23 protein-coding genes and 1 pseudogene are annotated in these 24468 nt (G+C 37.3%); 5 read left to right on the forward strand and 19 right to left on the reverse strand.

The genetic code is table 11. The annotated features are described in order from the left end of the window. Nucleotides 1-25: 25 nt before the first annotated feature. Nucleotides 26-1580: pseudogene (locus QF028_RS13220) on the forward strand (IS3 family transposase). A 160-nt stretch (nucleotides 1581-1740) separates the two neighbouring features. Here the strand turns inward: QF028_RS13220 and QF028_RS13225 are convergent. Beyond that, nucleotides 1741-3003, reverse strand: a complete 1263-nt coding sequence (locus tag QF028_RS13225; protein WP_429466036.1) for a glutamate-5-semialdehyde dehydrogenase — start codon at nucleotides 3001-3003, stop codon at nucleotides 1741-1743. Nucleotides 3004-3068: 65 nt separating this feature from the next. After that, nucleotides 3069-3671, reverse strand: coding sequence for a TetR/AcrR family transcriptional regulator (locus QF028_RS13230; protein WP_098933701.1), 603 nt, complete (start codon nucleotides 3669-3671; stop codon nucleotides 3069-3071). 184 nt (nucleotides 3672-3855) lie between these two features. On the opposite strand from QF028_RS13230, the gene QF028_RS13235 reads away from it, so the two are divergent. Beyond that, nucleotides 3856-4296, forward strand: coding sequence for a PaaI family thioesterase (locus tag QF028_RS13235; protein ID WP_429466038.1), 441 nt, complete (start codon nucleotides 3856-3858; stop codon nucleotides 4294-4296). Between the two features lie 76 nt (nucleotides 4297-4372). Further along, nucleotides 4373-5557 (forward strand): acetyl-CoA C-acetyltransferase, encoded by a 1185-nt coding sequence (locus QF028_RS13240; protein ID WP_429466040.1) that lies wholly within the window; start codon nucleotides 4373-4375, stop codon nucleotides 5555-5557. Nucleotides 5558-5867: 310 nt separating this feature from the next. Here the strand turns inward: QF028_RS13240 and QF028_RS13245 are convergent, their stop codons facing one another. From QF028_RS13245 to QF028_RS13260, 4 genes are all read right to left on the reverse strand, one after another. Continuing rightward, nucleotides 5868-6227 (reverse strand): hydrolase, encoded by a 360-nt coding sequence (locus QF028_RS13245; protein WP_429466042.1) that lies wholly within the window; start codon nucleotides 6225-6227, stop codon nucleotides 5868-5870. Nucleotides 6228-6425: 198 nt separating this feature from the next. Continuing rightward, nucleotides 6426-6968: a DUF6241 domain-containing protein gene (locus tag QF028_RS13250; RefSeq protein ID WP_429466044.1), complete on the reverse strand. Its 543-nt coding sequence runs from the start codon at nucleotides 6966-6968 to the stop codon at nucleotides 6426-6428. Then, nucleotides 6955-7167 (reverse strand): hypothetical protein, encoded by a 213-nt coding sequence (locus QF028_RS13255; protein WP_429466046.1) that lies wholly within the window; start codon nucleotides 7165-7167, stop codon nucleotides 6955-6957. The genes QF028_RS13250 and QF028_RS13255 overlap by 14 nt, the downstream gene beginning before the upstream one ends. Before the next feature lie 24 nt (nucleotides 7168-7191). After that, nucleotides 7192-8133 (reverse strand): hypothetical protein, encoded by a 942-nt coding sequence (locus tag QF028_RS13260; RefSeq protein WP_429466048.1) that lies wholly within the window; start codon nucleotides 8131-8133, stop codon nucleotides 7192-7194. A gap of 181 nt (nucleotides 8134-8314) precedes the next feature. Here QF028_RS13260 and QF028_RS13265 point away from each other — a divergent pair, with 181 nt between their 5' ends. Further along, complete coding sequence (locus QF028_RS13265; protein ID WP_429466050.1) at nucleotides 8315-9457, forward strand: helix-turn-helix domain-containing protein; 1143 nt, start codon at nucleotides 8315-8317, stop codon at nucleotides 9455-9457. 78 nt (nucleotides 9458-9535) lie between these two features. Here QF028_RS13265 and QF028_RS13270 read toward each other — a convergent pair whose 3' ends face one another. The 3 genes from QF028_RS13270 to QF028_RS13280 are packed head-to-tail and all read right to left on the reverse strand — an operon-like array spanning nucleotide 9536 to nucleotide 14120. Continuing rightward, the gene (locus tag QF028_RS13270) at nucleotides 9536-11671 is read right to left on the reverse strand and encodes a DEAD/DEAH box helicase (protein ID WP_429466052.1); all 2136 of its coding nucleotides are present in this window, start codon (nucleotides 11669-11671) and stop codon (nucleotides 9536-9538) included. 6 nt (nucleotides 11672-11677) lie between these two features. Next, the gene (locus tag QF028_RS13275) at nucleotides 11678-12988 is read right to left on the reverse strand and encodes an ATP-binding protein (RefSeq protein ID WP_429466054.1); all 1311 of its coding nucleotides are present in this window, start codon (nucleotides 12986-12988) and stop codon (nucleotides 11678-11680) included. After that, nucleotides 12978-14120, reverse strand: coding sequence for a TerD family protein (locus QF028_RS13280; RefSeq protein WP_429466056.1), 1143 nt, complete (start codon nucleotides 14118-14120; stop codon nucleotides 12978-12980). Before QF028_RS13280 ends, QF028_RS13275 begins: the two co-directional genes overlap by 11 nt. A gap of 344 nt (nucleotides 14121-14464) precedes the next feature. On the opposite strand from QF028_RS13280, the gene QF028_RS13285 reads away from it, so the two are divergent. Next, nucleotides 14465-15436, forward strand: coding sequence for a hypothetical protein (locus QF028_RS13285; protein WP_429466058.1), 972 nt, complete (start codon nucleotides 14465-14467; stop codon nucleotides 15434-15436). Nucleotides 15437-15558: 122 nt separating this feature from the next. On the opposite strand, the gene QF028_RS13290 is transcribed toward QF028_RS13285, so the two are convergent. The 10 genes from QF028_RS13290 to QF028_RS13335 all read right to left on the reverse strand — a co-directional run bounded on the left by QF028_RS13290 (nucleotide 15559) and on the right by QF028_RS13335 (nucleotide 24460). Further along, nucleotides 15559-15777 (reverse strand): DUF1540 domain-containing protein, encoded by a 219-nt coding sequence (locus QF028_RS13290; RefSeq protein WP_429466060.1) that lies wholly within the window; start codon nucleotides 15775-15777, stop codon nucleotides 15559-15561. A 521-nt stretch (nucleotides 15778-16298) separates the two neighbouring features. Further along, a complete protein-coding gene (locus QF028_RS13295; protein WP_429466062.1) occupies nucleotides 16299-17093 on the reverse strand; it encodes a hypothetical protein in 795 nt (264 codons plus the stop codon). Nucleotides 17094-17191: 98 nt separating this feature from the next. After that, the gene (locus tag QF028_RS13300) at nucleotides 17192-18172 is read right to left on the reverse strand and encodes a tetratricopeptide repeat protein (protein ID WP_429466064.1); all 981 of its coding nucleotides are present in this window, start codon (nucleotides 18170-18172) and stop codon (nucleotides 17192-17194) included. Nucleotides 18173-18445: 273 nt separating this feature from the next. Next, nucleotides 18446-20530: a hypothetical protein gene (locus tag QF028_RS13305; RefSeq protein WP_429466066.1), complete on the reverse strand. Its 2085-nt coding sequence runs from the start codon at nucleotides 20528-20530 to the stop codon at nucleotides 18446-18448. 476 nt (nucleotides 20531-21006) lie between these two features. Next, nucleotides 21007-21192, reverse strand: a complete 186-nt coding sequence (locus QF028_RS13310; RefSeq protein ID WP_429466068.1) for a zinc ribbon domain-containing protein — start codon at nucleotides 21190-21192, stop codon at nucleotides 21007-21009. A gap of 167 nt (nucleotides 21193-21359) precedes the next feature. Then, nucleotides 21360-21899 (reverse strand): VUT family protein, encoded by a 540-nt coding sequence (locus QF028_RS13315; RefSeq protein ID WP_429466070.1) that lies wholly within the window; start codon nucleotides 21897-21899, stop codon nucleotides 21360-21362. Nucleotides 21900-21933: 34 nt separating this feature from the next. Beyond that, entirely contained in the window at nucleotides 21934-22662 is a 729-nt protein-coding gene (gene queE, locus QF028_RS13320; protein ID WP_429466072.1) for a 7-carboxy-7-deazaguanine synthase QueE, read from the reverse strand. Further along, on the reverse strand, nucleotides 22659-23135 hold the full coding sequence (queD, locus tag QF028_RS13325; RefSeq protein WP_429466074.1) for a 6-carboxytetrahydropterin synthase QueD: 477 nt from the start codon (nucleotides 23133-23135) through the stop codon (nucleotides 22659-22661). The genes queE and queD overlap by 4 nt, the downstream gene beginning before the upstream one ends. Nucleotides 23136-23138: 3 nt before the next feature. Further along, nucleotides 23139-23795: a 7-cyano-7-deazaguanine synthase QueC gene (gene queC, locus QF028_RS13330; protein WP_429466076.1), complete on the reverse strand. Its 657-nt coding sequence runs from the start codon at nucleotides 23793-23795 to the stop codon at nucleotides 23139-23141. Between the two features lie 467 nt (nucleotides 23796-24262). Beyond that, nucleotides 24263-24460, reverse strand: coding sequence for a hypothetical protein (locus QF028_RS13335; RefSeq protein ID WP_429466078.1), 198 nt, complete (start codon nucleotides 24458-24460; stop codon nucleotides 24263-24265). Nucleotides 24461-24468 lie beyond the last annotated feature (8 nt).

The following is a 24468-nucleotide window of genomic DNA, read 5'->3' on the forward strand; positions in this document are numbered from 1 at the left end:
GTTTACTTTATTGGGGGCTTTTTCTATGGGGAAATATTCAGCACAAGAAAAGTTTGAGATAATAACGGCTTATGAAAACAGAAAAATCTCAATTTCAGACTTTTGTAAACAACACCACATATCTCCTAGAACTCTGAATGATTGGATTTATCAATTTCAGACATATGGAACGGAGGGGCTTCAGGGTTCGGGGGAATGGAAGCGGTATTCGAAGAAAGTAAAAACAGCTGCGGTTAATGACTTTCTTTCGGGTCAATACTCTCAAGTTGAGATAGTACGTAAGTATGAAATATCCAGTCGTTCAGTGTTACAAAGATGGATTAGGATTTATAATGATCATAGAGAATTAGAAGAGACGAAAAGGGAGAAGAACTCTATGATTAAAGGCCGATCCACGACATTAGAAGAACGATTTGAAATTGTTATGTATTGCTTACAGAACGGGAAAAACTATCAACAGACATCTGATCACTTTAATGTTTCCTATCAACAGGTGTATCAATGGGTAAAGAAGTTTGAGAAAGAAGGAGCGGACGGTCTAGAAGATAAGAGGGGGAAGCGTAAAACGGAATCAGAGTTAACCCCTGAAGAGAAGATACAGCGCGAAATGAAGCAGTTAGAGCAGGAAAATGAACGCCTTCGGGCGGAGAATGCATTCTTAAAAAAGTTGGAGGAACTCGAAAGGAGGCGGTTAAAGAGATAAGCCAGATCCGTTTGGCCGATAAATATACAGCTATTCAAGAACTTCATGAGAAAGAGAAATTCTCCATTGTGCTATTATGTGAAATTGCGAGAATTCAACGCTCTTCTTATTATAAATGGCTTAATCGCACCCCTCCTGAGAATGAAAAGAGGAATGAGGAAATCCTGGAGGAGATAAAACGTCTATATGAGAAAGTGGACGTATTTATGGATACCACCGCATTACGATGAACCTAAATCGTACCTTACCAAAGTCCATTAATCATAAACGAGTGTATCGATTAATGAGAATAGCTGGAATACAATCGGTAATTCGACGCAAAAGGAAAAAGTATAAGCCAAGCACTCCACAACATGTAGCTGAGAACATCTTGAACAGAGAGTTCCACGCAGAGATGCAAAATGAAAAATGGTTAACAGATGTGACTGAATTGAAGTATGGAGTCTCACAAAAGGCTTATTTAAGTGCGATTTTAGATTTGTACGATGGATCCATTGTCAGTTATGTATTAGGCAATTCAAATAATAATCCATTGGTATTTAAAACACTCGATTTAGCTTTGGAAACCAACCCAGGAGCAAAACCCCTCCTCCATAGTGATCGAGGATTTCAATACACTTCCCCTACTTTTAAAAGGAAAATAGATAAAGCAGAGATGGTTCAAAGTATGTCGAGGGTCGGAAGGTGTATCGATAACGGACCAATGGAGGCTTTTTGGGGAACATTGAAAAGTGAAAAGTATTATCTGAACAAGTACAGCACCTTTGAAGAGCTGAAGAAAGACATTGAGGGGTACATAAAATTTTATAATTATGAACGATTACAAAAAAGACTAAACGGCCTAAGCCCCTTGGAATACAGGGCTCAAGACGCTTAGTGTCATTTATTTATTTCATCTGTCTACTTGACGGGTGGCACTTCAGTTTTTCCCTTAGATGCCTTTTGGCTATTTTTATCTTTTCAATTTACTTTATTCTAGATAACATCGTAACAATCTATAAGATATTTAAAGAAATTTTAAATAACATTGTGACTAATTAAAGTCGAATTTGTCCGTCTCCATTGACATAATATTTTGTCGTCGTTAAAGCTGGTAACCCCATTGGTCCTCTTACATGTAGCTTTTGTGTTGAAATGCCAATTTCGGCACCATATCCAAATTCAAAGCCATCTGTAAAGCGTGTTGAGGCATTATGATAGACAACTGCTGCATCAATATCATTTAAGAATTGTTCAACATTCTTTGGCGTTTCCGACACAATACACTCGGAATGTTTTGTACCATATTGATTAATATGAGCAATGGCTTCTTCAACACTATTTACAGTTTTCACACTGATGATTAAATCTGAAAATTCTTTTGCATAATGTTCCTCTGTTGCTTTGATGGCTGTTGGAAATACTTTACAAACTTTTTTATCTCCATAAATTTTAACTCCAGCAATTGATACCGTTTCAAGTAGTTCTTTCCCATAATTATTAAAGAATTCATCATGGATTAACAAACTTTCAATCGCATTACATACTGATGGACGCTGAGTTTTAGCATTTAGTACGATTGGTCTTACAATATCGTATTTTGCGGTTGCATCAACAAAAACATGGCAGTTACCAGCCCCTGTTTCAATAACAGGAACAATTGCTTCACGTACCACTAAATCAATTAAATCTTTGCCTCCACGAGGAATTAAAAGGTCCAAATACTCTGTTAAGTTAAATAATGTTTTAGCAGTTTCGCGTGACGTATCCTCGATTAAAAGTACCGCATTTTGAGGGAATTGCATACGTTTCAATGCTTGATGTATAGACGTAACTAAAGCCATATTTGAGTGTTTTGCTGAACTAGAGCCACGCAGTAGAACTGTATTTCCTGTTTTTAAAGACAGCGTAGCTGCATCAATGGTTACATTCGGACGGGCTTCATAAATCATACCGAGGACACCGAGTGGCACACGTCGCTTACTAATAATCAGTCCATTATCCTTATTTATGCGTTCCAATTCTTCTCCTATTGGATCGGGCAAATTAATTACTAAATGAATTGCATCACTCATGGCTTTAACCCGTTCTGGATTCAGCATAAGACGATCGATTATGGACTCAGATAACCCTAATTTATGACCATATTTAATGTCTTTTGCATTTTCTTTTAGTATAAACGCTTGATCTATTAGTAATTGATCTGCAATTGCTAATAGTGCTGTATTTTTTTCTTCAGTTGTTTTATTTTGCATTTCTAAACTTGCTTCTTTTGCAAGCTTTGCTTTATAAATGACTTCATTCTCAATAGCTGTACTCATTGATTTTACCTCCTATACATTTAATAAGTAGTTGATCTTAAATTTTTTATGTTCTTGTCACCTTTTTAATTCTTGTCTCTAGTTTCAAACTTAGCTAGATAGTCTTTTAAAAAGCCAATGGCTCGATTTATATAAATGGTGTCGTTATAAAGCTTTGTCAACATTAGAGACCCTTCTATTGTAGATATAAAGATCGTTGTGAATGTCTCTGAATCTATTGTAGAGTTTACTTCACCGTTTTTTATCCCATTCCGAATAATACGAAGTATCATATCATAAAGGTCATTCATTGCTTTTCTAGTCGCATCACGTAAGGCTGGATGCGCATCATCGGACTCGATTGCTGCATTAAGAATTGGGCAGCCGCCAGGAATTGGCTTGCCTTCTGCTAATAACAAAAAGACTTCAAGAATTGCGTTCAATTTTTCGATGGAAGCATTTTTGCTCCTAATTGCTTCTTGGTAGGTTGTGGACATCGTTTCAATAGAAAATGAAAATGCATCCAAAGAAAGTTCTTGTTTGCTTTTAAAGTGATTATAAATCCCTCCTTTTTCCATACCAGCCTTTTCCATAATATCTGTAATGGAAGTTGCTAAGTATCCCTGGGTATTTAGAAGTCCAGAGGCCTTTTCAATAATCAACTGTTTTGTTCGTTCTCCTTTACGCATTTTCAACCCTCATTTTCATTAGAATTTTCAAACCGAACGGTCTTATTAATATAAGTATAACCTTTTATGTAATTTAAATCAGCCCTTTTTTGTTAGAATATTAAAATCATATTGACAACTGTAACTTGGTTTAACGTATAATAAAAAACAGACCGGTTTGTGTTTTTTATTAGAGGGGGTTTATATGAACGAGAGAATTTTAAATATGCAAAAAATATTTAATCGCGAGGTTCCGCCACCACCTATCGCTAAGTTAATTGGTGCAGAGTTGTTACAAATCGAGAAGGGTAAAGCAGTTTTTGAATTAGAGTGTAATACAGAGAAACATGCAAATCCTATGGGAACAATCCATGGAGGAATACTATGTGATATAGCCGATATGGCAATGGGCGTGGCCTTTTCAAGTTTGTTAGAAATGAATGAAACCTTTACGACTGTTGAACTTAAAATTAATTATTTGAAACCGATTTGGAATGAAAAAATTACAGCAAAAGGTGAGGTTATAAAGAAAGGAAAGACTATTGGGCTAATCAAGTGCGATGTTTTTGATGATGGCGGTTCATTAGTTGCCCATGCTTTAAGTACGTGTATGATCCTTCGTGGTGAAAAATCAGTAGGAAGATAAAAAAGTACCAAATAGAGATTTTAGAATTAGACGGAGAATTATGTATTATATAAGCAGAAAAAAAGGAGTAAAGAATATGAGTCAAGAGATTGTAATTGTAAGTGCCGTTCGTACAGCAATTGGAAATTTTAATGGAAGTTTAAAAAATGTATCTGCAACTGAACTGGGCGCAGTCACTATCAAAGGAGCACTTGAAAAAGCAGGAGTAAAACCGGAGCAGGTAGACGAAGTCATAATGGGTAACGTTCTTCAAGCAGGTATTGGTCAAAATCCAGCTCGTCAAGCACAGATAAAATCAGGTATTCCAGTGACGTCTTCGGCTCTTACAATTAATAAGGTTTGTGGTTCTGGTATGAAGGCCGTTCATCTTGCCATGCAGTCGATCCTTGCAGGAGATGCTGAAATCGTTGTAGCAGGCGGAATGGAAAGTATGAGTCAGGCACCATACTTATTGAAAAATGCCCGCGGTGGCTTTAAAATGGGAGATCAAAAATTAATCGACAGCATGATCAGTGATGGTCTATGGTGTGCGTTTAATGATTACCATATGGGGATTACAGGTGAAAACGTTGCAGAGAAATATGAGCTGACCAGAGAGCAGCAGGATGAGTTTGCAGCATGGAGCCAGCAAAAAGCAGTTGAAGCAATCGAAACAGGAAAATTCAAAGATGAAATTGTTCCGGTTGTTATTCCACAGCGTAAAGGTGATCCGATCGTTTTTGATACAGACGAGTCTCCTAGAAAAGGTACCACTGTAGAAATATTAGCGAAGCTGCGCCCTGCATTTAAAAAGGACGGAACTGTAACAGCAGGTAACGCTCCAGGGCTTAATGACGGAGCAGCAGCATTAGTTATTATGAGCAAGAAAAAGGCAGAAGAATTGGGCCTTACGCCATTAGTTACGATTAAAGCAACTGCAAATGCTGGGGTAGACCCAAGCATTATGGGAGTTGGTCCAGTACCAGCAGTGAAAAAGGCATTGGAAAAAGCAGCAATTTCAATCGAGGATATTGATTTAATCGAAGCGAATGAAGCATTTGCATCTCAAGCCCTTGCAGTAGGAAAAGAATTAGGCTTTAAAGATGAAATTTTAAATGTCAATGGCGGTGCTATTGCACTTGGACATCCGATTGGTGCCAGCGGAGCACGTATTCTTGTTAGCTTAATCCATGAAATGAAACGCAGAAATGCCAAAACTGGTTTAGCTACACTTTGCATTGGCGGCGGCCAAGCTGTTGCTACAATTGTTAAATTGGAGTAATTTGCTCCTTTTTAAAATTAAATGTGCGTATTTATTGAAAACAGGCTGGATTTCCAGTCTGTTTTTTTCTATTTGTCCAACTGCACAAGAGTAAGTCCATAGGTCACTAAACGGCCGCTTTCGCTTTTCTATGAAAATGTTATAAGGGGTCCTGACGCATGCCTATCAAGCCAAGAAAACAAGGTCACCCCCAATCTTCTTTGTTACAAGAAGGTCTAAAATTTCGTTCTGGAGGTGCTGCAAAATTTTAACTTGATGGGCATGGGGTCAGACCCCCATTACTTTGAAATAACCTCTATTTTTTAATTAATCAAAATTCTCGGTACCCCAGTATGGCCTGTTCGTTTACAAAGTCTTCACTTAATATTCCCATTTTGCGAATATGTGCACGCGTTTTTTCATCACCCAAATAATATAGTAAGGAATAGATCAGCAGAATTCGTAGGTCATATTCTTTATTTTGGGGCTGATGATGATATTCAAGAAAAGGAATGTGGGCTCGGAAATAACTTTCCCAATCTGTTTCATCGGTTTTATCAAACAACCGTTCTAAGACAGCAACTTGACTTTCCGTTGCGTTAATCTTAAAATCCCACTCCACTCCATTAGATTCACTAATAATTTCGTGAGATTGAATGTTAATAAAATAGCTGTGTTTTGGTTCATCCATCAGATCATCTCCAATCCTTTTTGGATGTATACCACAACTTTGAAAGTCCAAAACAGTTATGAGTTATAGTATTTCAAATCAACATTTCCATTTGGACTGTTCCTACAAGCTTTTTTTATTTTACAGGTGAATGTCTTTTTTCAATTGAATGAGATAAGATTGGTACAACAAAGGGATATCCAAGTCTAAATCGACATCTTAAAACTCGTTAAAGCGCTCTTTTCTATACTCAGCCTCCTCTTCTTTAGTAAGCAATCTAGTTGCTTCTCCTACTGTACCTCCTTGAATCTCCCAAATTTTATTATGGTCTGAAACAGCTTTACTAAAATCACCCACTTGCCATTTCTCTAGGATGCCAATGTATAGATCACTGTAATCTAAACCGTTCTGATCTCGTTTAACCGCATCAAGTAATTGATCAATTCTTTCTTGAGTTGGTTCTAAATCACTCCATTTCTCCGAAGCATATACCTTAGAATGACTCATGGAATGGATCGCGTCTTGAACTTCTGCTTCAGTGATACCTTCTGGAAATTCTGTTTCCACTTGCGTTTCAATTACTTCATCCACTTCCGAAGCTTCATCAGTAGGGGTCCATGTTTCAATCACTTCCTTTTCTTCGTTTTTTTCAACGTGTTTAACCGCTTCCTTTGATCCTAGTAAACTAGTAGATACATAGTACCCAATACCCAAGACTAGAGTGGCAATAACGATAACAATGGCACTTCTATATTTCCCCATAATACCCTTCATACCCTTCAATGCAGGTTTGACCTGATAACTGCACCAAATCTTTCCTTAACTTTGGAGTATCCACCATAACGTACACTTGATATTTGGGATTGTTTTTGTTTCTCATGCTATGGTGAAAATCATTGCCAAGTTTCACTAACTCAACAAATAATGTCTTCTTGTATATATTTTTAAGCCTCTTTTCCATGTTCACTCCCACTCCCTTTCGTCGTTATCTCAACAGATGTTCAATGACCAATGCAATTTTGTGATCGTATGGTTCAATCTCATCGGCAAGATGTGTCAATCTTTTTTCATAATAGGAATCTCTTTCTCTAAGGTCATTCCCTCTTTTTAACTCCTCACCAATGATTTTTAAGTGCTTAATTAATTCAGACATTTGGTTCTCGGATGGTTTTAACTGATTGATAGTTTCCTGAAATTGGCCCCTTTTTCCAGCTGCTATTAACAGCTCTTTAAAGGTATTTTTATTATTTTCATACTGCTCTTTACGATGACCGTTAGCCCCAGAGGGATGCGGGAAATTAAAAAGAATCAATTCATGGGCGATTTTCCCCTCGTCAACTAGATATCTAAGCACATCAGAGACTACCTTACCTGTAGGAATAATAACAGCATTTTTTACCTGATTTAATTCTGGAACTAATAACTCATTGATCATTTTCAAGAAAATTTCTTGACTAAAAAGCTTTGGGCTGCTGCCACTATAATTTTCACCATCTATAAACACAGGATATCTCAGGACCGAAGTAGTATGTAATAAAGAATGCTCGTCATTAAATAGCTGTTCACATCTAGTAATATTTAAAAATTTATGTAACTCGATCCCATCGAGCATATCAATGAGGTTTCTTCTCATGGTGGTCCCGCCAAAGCTAGCATGATTCTTAGCGTTAGAAATTAGGTGTTCATAATCCTCTTCATCAATATGGTGTCGTACGTAATTAAAGGCCAGCTCCATTTGAGTCCAACCAGGAGTAATTCCTAGAATGATGACTTTCGCATCTTTGTTGATAAATTCAAAAGGAGCCCAGTAAACTTCTACTTTTCCATCCCTCGCATACAGAAACTCTTCTGTTTGTAAATCCTCTTTCTTGTATATCCCTTTTAATGGCAGCTTTCGTAGGCTATCCTCATATTTTTTATAATACATTTCTATTCCTCCTCAATGGTTTAGCGGTATAGAGTTATTAGCGTGGGTTATCCACTTTACTAAGTGTGATAACAACAATAACAATCTGTTAACCTTAAGATAACTCATGTTAACAACGTTGTCAATAAACATTTCTATATGTTATTATTTACTTAACAAATGTTAAGAAAGGGTTCTATACATGCCCAACTCGATTTATGAACGAATTAAAAATAGACGGAAGGAATTAAATATGTCACAGGCTGAACTGGCAAATCAAGTGGGTCTTAAACCCCCAGCAATTAGCCAATATGAGTCTGGTGCGAGGCGGCCTTCCTTTGAAGCTTTGAGGAAATTATCCTTTGCCTTGAAGGTATCCACTGAATATTTACTTTCTGGTATAACCAAAGAACAAACGCAAGAGCCCCTTGAACATTCTGACCGGGTGATCCTTCGAATTGTGAATTCACTGTCGCAGCAGGATAAAGAAAAATTAGTTGAGTATGCTGCTTTTTTAGCAACGGGCAGAAAAGTAAAAATCGATACTCTTTTTGAAACACCCTCAGAATATGCTAAATATTATCTCGAAGAAAAATTAGATCATCGTTTACCTATAGATATCTTCGGTTTTGCAAAAGAATTAGGTATAAAGGTATTTGAAGATAATTTAGACGAGGGTGAGGGAATTCTGATTCAAGTGGACCACCCAATCATCCTCTTGGATCGGAAAATTACAATTGAGACTAGAAAAAAATTTACGTTAGCCGCGTTAATTGGACATTACATTCTCCCATGGCATTTAAAATCAAGCTATATTTCTAGAAAATACGATCATGAAGAGGTTAAGAAAAAGGATCGAGACGAATTGCTGTTTGGCCACTCCACCCTTTTAGTTGAAGAAGTGGAAGGAATGGAGGCTAATCAATTTGCTTTCAACATTTTAATGCCTACAAAAGAACTAACAACCGATTTTATTGAAAAAGATGCTACGATTGAAACATTAAAAGAACTTGCTGATAAAAAGTATAATGTGTCTTTGTTCGTACTTTTAAACAGATTAGTCGATTTTGCAGATGAAAAATATGCCGTTGTCCAGTCACAAAATTCTAAAATTATTAAAAGTTTTCCAGGGAGTCGTAATCTAGTTTCATTTGAAAAAGTGAACGATAGGAGTATAGCAGCGAGTTTTTTTACGAACCCAAGCGTGAAGGAAGAGATTAGAGAAGGTGACGTGCCTGCATCTTGCTGGTTTGTGGATGCCAAGGAAAATGAGACGGTTTTTGAACAATCTGTTTATAATCCTGATTTACGAAAAGTTTTGACTCTATTAACCATTAATGAGTGATCAATTGATAAGCAATGCTAAAAGATTATCAAAAACTAGTAAGTCCCCCCGTACATTGCTCGGGGGGGACTTACTAGTTTAATTTCCAACTAAAATAGTCCTAAATTGGTATTGTTTCAAGTACTCCACTGTTTCCTCAATATTTATTTCATTTGCGATGTGCATTTTGACTTGGAGGTGTGGTCCAATTTGTTCTGTATATTTTGATTGGAATAATTCATGCTCTTCTATATATGGAAGTAACTCTTCGGCTGTCCATTGCTTATTCTTTATTTGATGTAGAATATCAGTTGTGGCGTTTGGTTTCGTAATCGCTATTCTTCCAATTCCATCTTTGACCTTTGCGCCCACACCAAAATAACGAAGCATCCAAACAAGTGTCTTCGTAATGGTCGTACCAGTATAGGACTCAAAAATGCCTTCATCTTTATCGATCCAAATCACTCTTTGCTCTGATGTGACTTTGTTCATCCAATATTTCTTGCTAATTTCATTCAAAGCAATCATGGCGCTTGCATTGACATAAGTAAATACTTTTTCAGAACAAAGAATCTCCATCATTTTTTCAGCTATTTTTTTATGAATCGAGCCGGGTCCTCCAGTATAGGCGGGCTTCTTTCCGCTCGCGGCTTTCGTTACATAAACCTTGTTACGGTCGTAATCAATGTCCTTAATGGACCATAACCTACCACCCAAAATGATATGATCACCAATGTTGATGATAAATGCCTTATCAAGACGGCCAATCTTTTTGATACCTTCCATCACTTCATATTCTTCAGTAGATAGAAAAACAGCATAAAAGTCCTTGCTTCGTAAAATTCGTTCGCCCTCAAGTCCAACAATAATTTCCTGACTACCTCTCACAATCTCCAAAAATTCTTTATCAATCATATGTTGGATAAGGTGTTCAACGTCATCTAACGGTAGCTCGTGGAAAATATCGTTTCTCTTAATTTTCCCCATGAGCTCCTCAAGCGGGATCCCATTGTGCTCTTGAGAGATTGATATCAACTGTTGAAACAACACGTCAAATGGATACAAATATCCTTTTGACGGTTCCACCCATTTTTCAATAATTAGCTCCATTACCGCCAGAGACTGGACAAGGCTATCATCATCAGTAGAGTACAGTTGCAGCATTTGAGCTGCATCCCTCTTCCTTCCTGAACGACCAAGTCGTTGTTTTAGTGAAGAAACGGAATAGGTACTATCGATTTGAATCACTACTTCAATATTTCCAATATCAATCCCTAATTCTAATGAACTGGTAGCAACCACACTTTTGGGATGGGTAGATTCACTCATGACCTTCTCGACGTATTCCCGCTCTTTTTTGTCAATCGAGGAATGGTGAGGGTAATATGTCTCGCCCATTCCTTCCCTTGCTGCTAACCGATTTAATGCAACGGTTGTTTCTTCTACTTGTCCTCGATTGTTGCAAAAAATGATCGATTTTTGATGGCGGATTAATTCTCTGATATCTTCAAACAGCTCCAATGGTAAGAGGCTGGTATCACTTGGAATATGCATGAGATGAAACATGAGTTCCTTATCGCTTCCTTTAACTTCAACGATATCGACATTGCCTGGATTGGCATAGTTCACCCAGTTCTTCACTAAATCAAAATTTTCGATTGTAGCGGACAAACCGACAATTCTAGGGGGCACGGTTGTATAGTTGGTTAATCGCGATAATAAAGAGCGTAAATGGACGCCCCGAGCATTATCGAAAAAAGAGTGAATTTCATCAATCACAATAAATTCCACCTCTTTAAACGACGCCTTTAACTGATTCGTTCGGTTGACAAATAAGCTCTCGATTGATTCTGGAGTAATTTGTAAGATCCCCGTTGGATTCTTTAAGAATTTTTCCTTTTTACTTTGTGAAACATCTCCGTGCCAGCGATGAATGGCGATATCGCTATACTCACAAAGTTTATCAATTCTTTCAAATTGATTATTGATCAAGGCTTTTAAAGGTGATATATAGATCACCTTTAAGGCATTCCGTGCTTCCTTTTCAATTAATGAAAGTACGGGTAACATTGCCGCTTCCGTTTTTCCTGATGCTGTTCCAGATGAGATAATCACATCTTTTTTCGTATGGATGATAATTGGGATCGTCTTTTCCTGAATAGGTGTAAAGCGATCCCATTTCATATCCCATATTTTTTTCTTCATATTAGCTGATAGTATTTCAAAAGAACTCACAATTGGTTAACCCTCCAACCTAGAAAATCGACTGTTTACACTAACAGCGGTTGAAGGAGTTTGAGTTTCATCGAAAATTTGCGAACGATCATAGTGTGGGTTTTGATGAAGAATATTTAACGCACCTAAGAATCCTCTAACGACATCTCCGACAGTCAAATTTTCTAATGCACCAGGTCTTGCGTACTCTTTCTGGATAAATTGTTTCATCTCTTCATCTGTTACTGTACTTTGATAGCCATAATGTGCTGCATGAATATCTCTCAATTTTTGAAGGAGGACGTACGTTTCTTCATGCTTTAGTGGCTTTAGTTTAATCACTGGTTGTGAAAGATCCCTGAATTCAGTAGTTTCAAACCGATTGGTCTCCAGCCTTCGCTTTAATGCACCATAACTGAAAAGACCTCTTCGTTCATCCTCTAAAAATTCTAACGTCCCGCCAAAATTGATATATATACCCTCCATATTCCCTTGAAGCGTATCATTATATATTTTTAAAATCGTTTCATAATTTTTATCTCTTGTATGTGGATGTGTAATTTTGTAAAGGTTAATGGCCTCATCAAAGTTGATGACCAATCCAGAATAGCCGATTTGTCGGACAAACTGGGAAAGAATCTTAATATAGTTATAATAATTATCATCATTGATATTATCCCGAACACCCAAGTCAGCTCTTGCTTCCATTTTGGTACGGTATTCACCACGGATCCATCTTAACGCCTTTCGCTGAAGTTCAGAGTCGTCTTGAATAAAGCCTTGGTAATAGCGCGTTAATATTCGAGCAAAGTCATATCCACCGGTATACACATCCATTTTCGCCACGATCCGAGTAATCTCTAGTTCAACATCTTCGATAAAAGTAGGATTATCCAACTCTATCGATTGGTACCCTATCATTTCTACGACTTGCTCCTGGACGTCATTGATCCATTTATCGATAATCGTGCTCAAGGCACCACCCTCAGGTACAGTAGAAATGGAAAGGTTCTTCATTAATTCTGTGTAAAGGGCAACCGCCTTTTGGTCACTCCCGTAAAGTCTTCTCTCAGGGGTAAAATCCGCTTTTGTGACCACAAAGTTTTCTTTAAAGGCAATTTGCTGAATTATGGCCTGAATAAAACTTTTACCGCTCCCGAAAGAACCAATAAAGAATTTAACCACAGACGATCCTTTTTTCACTTCATTGAGGTCCTTTAGGATTTGAGTTGCTTCCTGAGTTCTACCCACTAATATATATTGTAACCCTCTGCTTGGAACAACCCCACCTGAAAGAGAATTCAGGATTGCTGTTGAATCTCGTTTCTTAATATTCATTTCTTATTCGCTCCTTAATCTTTTCAACTAGAGGTTCGAACTCTTCATATACTTTGATCGATTCATTTTCGATTTGTAATAGATTATCATCGAGGTGTTTATTGGCTTTCTCATTAATGGTATTAACAAATAAAGCCAACATAAGACCATGGGGTTTCAAATAATCCTTTGCCTCATTTACAGAGGTTTTTCCATGATCAATCATTAATAGGAACGTCTTTTCTTTTCCGGATAAGGAATGGAAAAAGACATCTGTATCCTGCTCTTCAGCCCCAGTCAGTAAAAAGTTCGAAGTAAGTGGGGTTTCTATTCGATTGGGCAGAGGTGTTTGTGCTGCATCTTCTTGTTGGTCACCAAATAGATGGATAAGCTCCGTGCTCTGATTGGATAAAGTTTCAATCCGACCCTCATTAAACTGAACGACGGATGATCGTTTTAACTGGACAAGTTCTGTTGGTGGCGTTGGTATCGCTTCACCATGGCTTGTCCCTTCTCTTTCCTGAACTGTTTGAAAGCGCTGATTAGGATCTGTTGGTGTTTGATTTGTAGGAACCAGATTCTGAGATTCATTTAATGGTGGATCGACCGCAACACCGTAATCAGCACATAAATCTGCAAGACCTCCAAAGAAGCCAGAACCAACCGCATGAAATTTCCATTCACCTGAATATCGGTAAAGTGTCCCTAATACTAATGCACTCTCTTTAGTAAATGAGTAATCGATTGGAAATATAATGACTTCCTGCTGAATTCTACTATCCACAATCCTCAGCTTGATATCGGACACATCTTGAAACGTTTGACCATTAAGATCTGATTCATAAATCGTAAGGGTAAATGAAATTTTTTGAGCTTCTTCCGGAATATTGGATAGATTGATTATGAAGTGCTGTTTTTCTATCGTTGAAATCGATTCCTCTAAACTTACTGAACCGTTACTCGAAACAGGTTGACCGTAAAAGACAAAGTCCTCTTCACGCACAATTTTCTCATCATGTCCAAGCAAGAAAGCGGACACATCCACATCAAAGTGTTTTGGTGCTTGCCAATCTAAGCCAATATGTAATACATTCATGTTCGAATTGTTTTTTGTCAAATCAACCTTTTGGCCTTTTACCAAGGATAAGACCATGCCAAACCACTCCTTTTTAGATTACTTGTTTCAATTTTTAACACTTCTAATCGTTATTGTGCTAGTGTTCCCCTTTATCAAAATATGGTAGTCAATCCTATATCAAAATGTCATGACTATATATAATAAGTCGAAATTTATACGTAAGGGAGTTTATTGGCGAATTATGTAATTTCTTTACTATCATTATGCAATAATACCTATATTTTAGCACGTCTTTTTTCCTTGTTTAATGTAATGTTCCCTACTCAAAGTGGTTGCCGGCATGATTGTTTAGATTGGACGGGTATCTAAAGTTTGTTATACTTTTCTAAGAGAATGCAATGGCACTAGGAGATGAAAGAATGAGTATGAGAAGTGCAGTATCATCGATCGTTTCATGGTTGATGGAAATAAAGAAATGTCAAATTACCCAAGTAAACTGGAAGGTTTCGACCCGTTCATGGGAATTACAAAATGAAGATACAATAGAAGAAGTGATGACCTCTGCAAAGGATTTTTTTTATGAAAGATTCACATATAACATCTTCAAAAACACTAGTTCCTCATTACAATTTTTGGAGCAGGGTAAAATTAATGTGTTGGGAATTGAAATCGGTTCTGGTATAGTTTCGAATATTTATGGGATCATCACTACTATAGACGCAGATGTTAGTAAATATGGAACCACTACGGATAAAATCGAAAACATTCTTAATGAAATGATCCGAACTGCATTGCTAATCCATGGTTATTATAACCAATCCGATGGCACGATTATCTTTGCAACACCTTCAATAGATCCATCCATAAATGAACAACTCACTGTTGCTGTTGGAGTACTAAATGAAATTTTCAAAGTTTACGGCTTTCAATTTACCTTTATATTATATATAAATGAAGAATTTACAGAACATGTACTGAACCCTGGAGCTATACCATTAAAAGGTAAACGAGTAACAGCGAAGGATACAAAAGACGCAGCAGGAACGAAGCAAAATCATAAAAAAGTTGCTGACAAGAATGACCAACTAAGAATAGGAATCCTGGTCCGAAATGAAATTGGGAAACTAGCAAGAAATAACCAACTTTCAAATGAAATGATTCAAAATTTAGCAGATGAAAGATACTCGCAAGAAACATTCGGTATCAACTTCCCTGTACTCAAGAAAGTGGTAGAAGATCAACCATTAGTTGAACAAACGACGGTTAATGGCCTTAGACGATATTGGAATATAGTTTATATCGTAAATGGTGAAAAATATCTAATTTGTCATAGCTGGAGTGAGCTACAGCGTCCGAAGTTTTTAAACTGGCTCGAATTAATGAATCAATAGGCAAAATGTTCAAGAGCCAATAAAAAATAAAAAGGATAAAATGTAAAAAAGGACGGATCTTGTTCATCCTTCCAAGGAAGTGCAAGACCCGTCCCTTTTCTTTTCCCGCAGAATCAGTTTAACTACGTTCTGCTTCGTTTTGGTTTAAAGGTTTTATAACAGGTTTCGGCTGAATGACCTGCCGTATCGATGTGATTCTTTTCACCTAATTCGGCAGACATTTCTGTATCATACCTTGCATGGTTATCTAGTTCAACCATAATTTTTTCAGCAGTACAAACATTTCCTTCTCCATAAAACGAACAATTGGAGATCGCACAAGATACTTCAACTTTAGGCATTGTCATACCTCCTAGTTAATGACCTGTTGCATCAAAAACAATTTTTTCATTCATTGAATTATTAGTTATCCAGATACTATAGGTTGAACATCTCTTGATTTCCGTTTATTCCTTAAGATTCGTTTTTCCAAATAATAAATAGGAATGATGGCAGCCCACTTTGTTGCATTTGTTCCTGCATGAAATCACCAGTGTTTGGTTATGTTATTGAATAAAACCATTGGATTCCACCGGCCCAAAATGACAAGGGACAGAACAATAGATGCGATAACACCCTTACTAAGATGTAATTGGACCATGAATTTGTTCTTTGGTGGTACTGATGGCAATCATGATTACACGGATGGCTCTTGAAATAAACGGATTATGATTTAAATCAATTTTATTGTTGATCTTTTGATTTTCTGCTTACTTCGAGGAATTTATTAGTGGAAATGAGAAAAAGCACTATCATAACAAATAGTGCTCCATACTCTTACATATTTGCCTATGAACCATTTATAAATTGTGAGATTAGTAACTTAACTTAGTTTTCCCGCCATGTTTTTCATCCAATGAATCAGTGGTTGAATATCTCCAGATTGTTTTAAAGTTTCTGCATTTTGTTTCATGCTTCTTTTAAATGAGCGTTTTTTCCACTCACGTAATTCTGCTGCATGGTCGGTTAGCACAACAGCCATTTGGTAACAATCAGCTAAAACCTTTTTCATATCCCAATTTTTCTCTGATGACTTATTCGCCATAATTACGGCATTACATCCTCCAGGACTATAGTTCACTTTCCAATTGTAATGTAAGGATAGGTTTTTCATATATTTTTCTTGAATAATGCTAAACCAAACACCATAATAAACACCTGATAATTGAAAGTTGGGCTTATGGTTCCCATGGCCATTACACCCTGTTAGAGTTACAATTCCCGCTTCATTTAGAGCTTTTACCATAATGGTTGTAAATGGACAGAGATTAATAGTGTTCGTGCGAATCCCATAGCGGCGAGTTACAAAACTTCTCCATTTAAAATGGTACCCCTCCATATGGACTGAATGCTCACGGCCATGAAAATGAATGATTTCTCTCATTTTTTGTAATGGAAAACGATTGGTTAGTAATTGAAACCGGTCTCCGTTCCAGAAGACGGGAACTTGCATTTTTTCAAGGAAGATCTTAAGTTGATGATAATCCTGTGGACTTCCATTTGGCAGAGTGATAAAGTCATTTTCCACTTTCACTGGAAAACCTCTTAATACAATTGCCTCTGCTAGTTTTTCTGTCCCCGTTTGCATTTCCATCGATACATAAACTGATTTTTTCATTTCCATTCCTCCTTGGTAGATCGTTAATTTCTATCTGTGGTTAATATACCAAGTTACGGTTACACTCTTTGTAACCGAATGGAACGGTCCAATCAGTATTACATCGAATAGGTCTCAACCTCTGGATTTAGGATATACCTCTTATTTCTCACTTCCCCCACAGTCTGTATGAGATCATTAACCTCCACATCTAATCCTTTCTGAATAGCCAGACGTAACCTTCTTATGTCCGTTTTAATCGATTCAGCATTTTTTTCTTTGATGCTATTTAGATTGATTAGGATTTCTCGCTTTGTTATTCCATATTTTGTCTCAAACAATAATTTTAAGAGTTCTCCCTGAGTTGCATTTAATACCATTGAGCAGCCATTTCCATGTAACACCATGCCGTACCGGCCATTTTCAAGGAAAAAACATTTGCCATAACGGCTTTTTTCAATCCAGGATTCCCGTTCTGCACGCTTGCTCACGCGAACGCCAGAGTCATTTAATCTCGAGAAGGATGATGGCTGATCTGCCTTTTTACTATATTTCAATCGAAACCTAGTAAACTCATCATCTTGATCAAGCTTTTTCGAGTTACTATAGCATTCCTCTGCATTTTTCGTCAATCCTAATTCAAGATAGGCTTTACCGAGTAAACACCAAATTTTGATCTTTTTCTCATCGGTTAACCCTCTCTCAAGTGCTTCCTTGGCGTAAAAAGCAGCTGATTCCCATTTTTCATTTCCTTGAGTCATTTTTTCTGCCAAAAAAGCAAGGTGATAAAATGTATCCCCTTTATCTGGCATATAACTGGCAGCCATTTGTAAATAACGGAATGCTATTCGATCATTCCCCTGAATCATTTTCTCAGACCGGCCATATTCTAAATACAACCTTGCCAGGCTATGATAATAAGAAGACTTTTTCTCATCCGGCAATTTTTTCCTCACTAACGCTTTATGAATTTCAATCCCATCCGAAACCCATTCCTGTCTGAAGTCTGGATCGTCTTCAGATTCGTCTCTAATTTCCCATTGTTCTTGGAGAAATTCTAACTTTTCAAGTGGATATCGGTCGTAATTCATTCGCACCATAATATTTCACCTTCTCTTGAGTCATACTTGTACTCTATTAATATAAAAAACTTTTACCATTATTACCCCAAACTTTATAGAACCGTGCTATCCCTTATGTATCAATGATGTTGTTTGTCCCCATTACAATATATTGGATTACTATGTCTTTCGAATCTTGTCTACCTGTTTACTTATTAAGATTATAATTCCTTGAATATCAGGTCAAGAAACCTTTTAAAAAAATACCCCTACTCGTTGGAGTTAGGGGCTAATTTTCCACTATTACTCGTCTTACCTTCTCACTCGTTTAGCTCTCTGTAATTCAAATAATTTTTTCCGTACAATGTCTATATGCCTTTTAAGCCTTTTACTCGCAATAGGTAGGATATCAAACGGTGTAAGATGGGCAAATTCAACGGTTATCATATGTTCAAGCATTTGCAAGGCTTCTTCAGACCAGTTCTTTTCTTGATCTAGTTTAATTTGTTTGAATTCTTCTTTTAAATGTTTCGGTGCCTTACTTCCCCAATAGGAACGAAGGGTATTGGGTGGAAGTCCAATTATTTTACTAACCTCCTCTGTGATCTCTTTTATTGTACGTCCTTCTCGTGTACCTTCAATAATCGATGAAAAAAGGATATTTTCCTTTTCTTCGTCCCAAACAAATGGATTATTTTCAGTAGTCGGATTAATCTTGGCTTTTATTTGAGCAATCTCATCCTTATATTGGTTTGACCACTTGCTGTACCATCTGCATTTGCATTGCGTACTGTTCATTCCAGTCTCTTTTATGCCGGTAGCGAAGATTTCATCGAATTTCTTTCCTTTTTTCAAACTATCTAAAACATACCTGATTAACTGTTGGTCTTTTTCGTCTGTCCACTCAACTGGGAACAGTTTTTTATTTGGTAATGGTTCAGGTGCTTTCTCTTCTTTTGACATTCTTTTATCTGTTGTCGGATAAGAATCTGATTCATTTTTCTGTTTTTGTAAATATTGTATTAAATTATTCTTCCTCACGGTCCATATATTCTTTTCATGATGGGCTTTTAATTCTCCGCTCTGAATCAATTTCTTTAATTGCCCAATTCGAGGACTAACACCGATTCCATAAGTCGGATCATTTTTGATAAACAGACCGACATCAAATAAATTAAAGTCTTCATCTTCCGTGTTTGTATATATTTGATCCCTATCTTCCTTGGTTGGAATGGGAATCTTAACCGTTTCCTTCGGTTTTGGTTCTTGTATACTGTTAAGATCATTCTCTGGATGAATTTGAGCGGTATATAGGTAATCCAATAAACTTTGTTTCGAAATCACCCACAAGTCTTTTAATCGCTGGGCCTTGATTTCTCTTTGCATGATTAAGATTTCAAGAAGGTCCGCAGTCATCTCTGCTCCATTTAGACGATGGATTATGGAAGATGCATCTATTAAATCAAACAACGTATCATCATCGTACTCATCAAGAAGCTTACCTGGCGGAGTTTCCTTTGATGCCTGTGCCGCTCGCTTTTTATCATAATCCTTTAACCTCTGACGATATTCTTCCGTTCCTCTTAAATAATAAATAAAGGTTGATAGAAGTTGTTGGATATCTGAGGGTTCCTCCACTTGTGATCCGTACCGATGCTGCTCCAACCAATAATGGAACATCTCGGTCGTTTCAAAAATGTACAGTTTATGTAATGGGTGAGATGGCATATGAACGTAAACATTGGAACGTTCCGCTAATATCTTATAGATAATTTGGAACGGATTCCCTTCCTCTACCTGGACAAACATATGTAGAACTGGAGAATAGAGAGATGCTCGTGAATCGGTGAAAATCGGTTTAACCTCACCCTTGCTTCTCAACCAATTCCACCCGCACCAACTTATATAACCCATGGGTAAATTTGTCATATTGTTATAGCAATGGTAAAATGCTTCTCTTTCTTTTGTACCTTCCGGTGGTTCTGCCACATGAGAGTACTCTTCTGCACGAACTTGAATTAATCCCTCATTCAACAGGATTGCCATAAGGCCCCATGTCTCATCTAAATTGGAACCTTGCTTTCCAAAAAGTAACTGTAACCGTTCCTCGGTCCAGTGCATAAATCCTTCATTTACAGCTGAGAAGAACACAAACTCCTTCTGTTCCTCCTCGTATTGTTTTGAACGTTCATAGGATCGCGTTCGTTTGAATTTCCTTTCAAACGCTAGTCTTGCTTCATCATCCTCCACTTTTACCACAATAAACGCTTTGTCCGTATGTAAACCCTTATAAATCAACGTCCCGCCGCACAACTCGATTTCATACTGGACATTCTGAAACTCCTGGTTTGTAAATGTTCCTTGGAATTGATAGGTGATTTTGTCAGAACCTTTCATCGGAATACTCCCTTGACTGTCAATATTTCCTTCATATCGCAATAAATATTCTAAACAATTGTAGATACTATTATTTTCTTCTTTAGTATAGACAAATCTATCTTTATAAACAAAATGCATCAGTCATTCAGATTTGATCGTGTCAATACCAAAGCACTGACCGTTAGGCAAAGCTATAGGTAATTGACTTCGCCCCATGGATAAATCCAGGGGATTCTTTTTTAAACCTTCATCAAAGCCGCATTTCGGCCGGGGCTTCCAGGTCTTACTACTTCTCCAGTTCATTACGACATGTAGTTAAAACCACATACCGCAGCCCAATCATAGGCACTACGCCACTGACCTTTTAGCCTCATTGTGCGAAACAATGGGAGCTAAAAGGACTCGGCGATACTTTGAATCTTCTATTTTAGGTAATTCCCGATTTTTCGTTTGCTGTTTATGGACAGACTTGTCCAAAATATTCATGGCACCTACTACATCCCGATGTCCTTCAGAGCACAATGACAGTCGAAGTTTCGATTCCTTTGTTTACGGAATTCTCCACATGACGGGCACGTGCCGGAAGTATAGGATTCTTCCACAAGTTGGACTTTGGCTCCTCGAAGTTTTAGTTTGTATCTTATTTTTTCGATTAATTGCCCAAAACTCCAATTGGACAATTGTTGACAAAGATAAAGACAAAATCCTTCTGGTTCATCTTCAGTGAGTAGATGCCAATTTTATGTATACCAGTATAGTTTAACAAATCAACTAAATGCATATAAGAAAAAGCACTTCCCTGGAATCGTGATTTTCTCCCTTTCCCTGGTAAGTGCTTTTTCTATCATTAATTTGATACGGTATTCGTATCCGTTGATTTATATACAAGACTTAATATTACTGCTGCAATCGCCTGAATGATCGTTTTTACAATGACTTGTCCGAGGATAGCCGCTGGAACGGCTTCCCATGGTAAGAAATTTGCTCCCACTGGGCTAAGTCCGATGATAACGAAGATGACGGAATCTAATAAGCCGCCAACGATACCACTATAAAAAACTCTCCAACTCATAGGTAGATTCAATCTTGTATAAATTTCGGTATCTGTCGTTTCTGCCACGGCAAACGAGAGCGCAGAAGCTAACACTATGATCAGGGTATCACCTAGTATAAATGACACAAGAGCTGACAAGAATAAGGCTGTTGCTATGAAAATATAAGTTTTCTTTCTTCCATAATTGTTTTGGACCAAATCTCTAAATATAAACGTTGCTCCAATAAACAATGTTCCCATTGGAACAATAAATGCTCCCAGTTGCAATGGCGCGAAAGCTGCTGTCACCACGTTCGCTGTAACGATTGATATTAAATACAATAGGATTCTCATTCTATCTCAACTCCCTTTGTTCCACCATTCGTATTTATACTCCTCGCTTATTTCCCCAAAGAAGCGCATGTAATTGTGGTAAAACTTTTACATTATTCAATTGAGGGTCCGCAACCACACAATTAACTAACCATTCATATTTCAATAGTAGTTTCTGAATCAATTCTTCGTTATTGAAGTTGGTGATTTCATCGTTACCAACCTGAAGATAAAATGGAATATCCGCATACCGTTTATGGACCATTTTCGCATACTCAAGATCGTTTTCATCAAAGATTACCACTTTTAGACTCACTTGATGTTCGAAATCATTTTCGTTTAAATTTTTAAAAATAGAATCTAAGATTTCAAAATTGGTTTTCATGTTCGAACTTGGCGGTTTTGGTGAAATCGTCAGTTCATCGACGTTTACAAACCAGTCTTGCCATCTGCTTCCTTGTGTTTCGATGCCAATTTTTATATCTTTTTCTTTTAATAAATCAATAAACACATCTAAATTTTTTAACAGCGCTGGATTTCCCCCAGAGATCGTTACAAATGAAAAATTATCGCCACCGACTCTTTTTAATTCTTCCCAAATTTCTTCAGCAGTCATTTGCTGGATATCATCTTTCGCGCTGCCATCCCATGTAAAGGCAGAATCACACCAGCTGCATGAATAATCACAGCCGGCGGTCCGAACGAACATCGTCTTTTGACCAATGACCATGCCTTCTCCTTGAATGGTTGGGCCAAAAATTTCTAATACAGGAATCTTACTCATTCCTCCATCCACTCCCTTCTCGCTTCTGCGTAGCTTGTTAGGGTTTCAAACAGACGGACAAATTCCACTCTCGCTCCATGATATTGGTCCCTACGTTCTTCTGTTGCTAAGGCATCTTTCATTTTCTCATATATCCAGACAACCATGTTTTCGGCTGTTGTATTCATCGATGGAAGGGTTTCATTCAAGTATTGATGATCCAGGAATATTTCAATTTCATTTTTCCAAATCTCTTTAATATCGCCAAAGTCAATCATTAAGCCGCGTTCATCGACAAAACCACTGATTCCAAAAATAACGTGGTACGTGTGACCGTGCAAGTTCTTGCATTTCCCTTCATAGCAATGCAAGTGGTGCGAAGCATCGAAGGTAAATTCTTTGCTCACTAGTACACGTTTTGTATGATATTTTAACTCGTGAGGATGAATGTCCTCATCTATTTTCTGAAGTTTATCGACGATTCTAAAACCCATCGCTTAAAACCTCCCATTTAAAAAGTCTTCAAGCCCTCTTTTTCTTAATACGCATGCTGGGCATTCGCCACACCCATCCGCAATCACACCATTATAGCAAGTTAATGTTTTTTTACGTACAAATTCCAATGCTCCTAATTCATCCGCTAAAGCCCATGTTTGTGCTTTGTTGATCCACATTAATGGTGTATGGATGACAAAATTATCGTCCATGGATAAATTCAAGGTGACATTCAGTGATTTAATAAAAATATCACGACAATCAGGGTACCCGCTGAAATCTGTTTCACAAACCCCAGTGACTAAATGCTTGGCACCGATCTGACGTGCTAAAACACCTGCGAAAGTAAGGAATAATAGATTACGGCCTGGCACAAATGTCGACGGAAGTTCCCTTTCACCGCCATCTGAAACTTCTATATCTGAACGTGTTAATGCATTAGGTGCAAGTTGATTTAATAATGCCATATCTAAAATATGGTGTTTCACGCCAAGTTCTTTGGCTATATTTTTGGCACATTCAATTTCTAAACTATGCCTTTGATTGTAATCGAACGTAACGACTTCTACTTCTTTAAATTGTTTTAATGCCCAAAATAAACAAGTGGTGCTATCTTGCCCACCACTAAACACAACAATTGCCTTCTCATTTTTTAACATTTTATCTCTATACTTCCTTTCAAATAGAAAAAACAGCACCCCAAGATAGAAGTACTGCTTCATCTTAGTTTTTTTAATGAGGGGGGCTAGAACCTCGTTCGCATCATGCGATTGTTTATTCTTTTCAATGACTCAATAGATATAAACCAATTTTACAATCTTTTCACCTATTTGTCGACAATTTTCGAGCTTATGTCTCTTCAGTTATACCAAAATTCCCAGCTTTATTCAGTTAGCATAATTTGATAAGCAGGCATGACTTCATCTTGCCACGACCTGCATTCGGGAATTTGATAGCCGTTTTCTTCCACCTCGGGTTAAACAACTGCATTCTTTGCTCGGGTAACCGCAACATATAAGAAACGAGTTCCTTCTTCAAGTAATTGTTGTGTTCAAACCAAAAAGTAGCATTTTGATCGTTCTTTCTTCAATTGTTTTTTTAACTTCTTTTCTAGATTTTCTCCTAATCAGTTCCTCATTTCATTAGCAGCGTCCGTGAACGTAATCAGGACACAATCATCGATATTAACATCTTTAGTTGTTTTATCATTATTTATTTCAAGAATATGCAGGTCCGTCACAATCATCGTTTGAGTTTTCCCTGTCCAAACTCCAACTGAACCAACGGTAATTTTATGATCCAGTACATGATTGACTACTTCCATTTGTATGC

The sequence above is a fragment of the Neobacillus sp. B4I6 genome (assembly GCF_050434045.1).
GTDB lineage: Bacteria > Bacillota > Bacilli > Bacillales > Cytobacillaceae > Neobacillus.

Excerpts from the sequence above, each read along its gene's own strand:
- QF028_RS13230 (WP_098933701.1), bottom strand. The coding sequence starts at position 3,671 with ATGCGTAAAGGAGAACGAACAAAACAGTTGATTATTGAAAAGGCCTCT.
- QF028_RS13225 (WP_429466036.1), bottom strand. The coding sequence starts at position 3,003 with ATGAGTACAGCTATTGAGAATGAAGTCATTTATAAAGCAAAGCTTGCA.
- QF028_RS13280 (WP_429466056.1), bottom strand. The coding sequence starts at position 14,120 with ATGGTCTTATCCTTGGTAAAAGGCCAAAAGGTTGATTTGACAAAAAAC.
- QF028_RS13240 (WP_429466040.1), top strand. The coding sequence starts at position 4,373 with ATGAGTCAAGAGATTGTAATTGTAAGTGCCGTTCGTACAGCAATTGGA.
- QF028_RS13315 (WP_429466070.1), bottom strand. The coding sequence starts at position 21,899 with ATGAGAATCCTATTGTATTTAATATCAATCGTTACAGCGAACGTGGTG.
- queD (WP_429466074.1), bottom strand. The coding sequence starts at position 23,135 with ATGGGTTTTAGAATCGTCGATAAACTTCAGAAAATAGATGAGGACATT.
- QF028_RS13290 (WP_429466060.1), bottom strand. The coding sequence starts at position 15,777 with ATGCCTAAAGTTGAAGTATCTTGTGCGATCTCCAATTGTTCGTTTTAT.
- QF028_RS13250 (WP_429466044.1), bottom strand. The coding sequence starts at position 6,968 with ATGGGGAAATATAGAAGTGCCATTGTTATCGTTATTGCCACTCTAGTC.
- QF028_RS13260 (WP_429466048.1), bottom strand. The coding sequence starts at position 8,133 with ATGTATTATAAAAAATATGAGGATAGCCTACGAAAGCTGCCATTAAAA.
- queC (WP_429466076.1), bottom strand. The coding sequence starts at position 23,795 with ATGTTAAAAAATGAGAAGGCAATTGTTGTGTTTAGTGGTGGGCAAGAT.
- QF028_RS13235 (WP_429466038.1), top strand. The coding sequence starts at position 3,856 with ATGAACGAGAGAATTTTAAATATGCAAAAAATATTTAATCGCGAGGTT.
- queE (WP_429466072.1), bottom strand. The coding sequence starts at position 22,662 with ATGAGTAAGATTCCTGTATTAGAAATTTTTGGCCCAACCATTCAAGGA.
- QF028_RS13265 (WP_429466050.1), top strand. The coding sequence starts at position 8,315 with ATGCCCAACTCGATTTATGAACGAATTAAAAATAGACGGAAGGAATTA.
- QF028_RS13305 (WP_429466066.1), bottom strand. The coding sequence starts at position 20,530 with ATGAAAGGTTCTGACAAAATCACCTATCAATTCCAAGGAACATTTACA.
- QF028_RS13295 (WP_429466062.1), bottom strand. The coding sequence starts at position 17,093 with ATGAAAAAATCAGTTTATGTATCGATGGAAATGCAAACGGGGACAGAA.
- QF028_RS13335 (WP_429466078.1), bottom strand. The coding sequence starts at position 24,460 with ATGGAAGTAGTCAATCATGTACTGGATCATAAAATTACCGTTGGTTCA.
- QF028_RS13285 (WP_429466058.1), top strand. The coding sequence starts at position 14,465 with ATGAGTATGAGAAGTGCAGTATCATCGATCGTTTCATGGTTGATGGAA.
- QF028_RS13245 (WP_429466042.1), bottom strand. The coding sequence starts at position 6,227 with ATGGATGAACCAAAACACAGCTATTTTATTAACATTCAATCTCACGAA.
- QF028_RS13300 (WP_429466064.1), bottom strand. The coding sequence starts at position 18,172 with ATGGTGCGAATGAATTACGACCGATATCCACTTGAAAAGTTAGAATTT.
- QF028_RS13275 (WP_429466054.1), bottom strand. The coding sequence starts at position 12,988 with ATGAATATTAAGAAACGAGATTCAACAGCAATCCTGAATTCTCTTTCA.
- QF028_RS13255 (WP_429466046.1), bottom strand. The coding sequence starts at position 7,167 with ATGGAAAAGAGGCTTAAAAATATATACAAGAAGACATTATTTGTTGAG.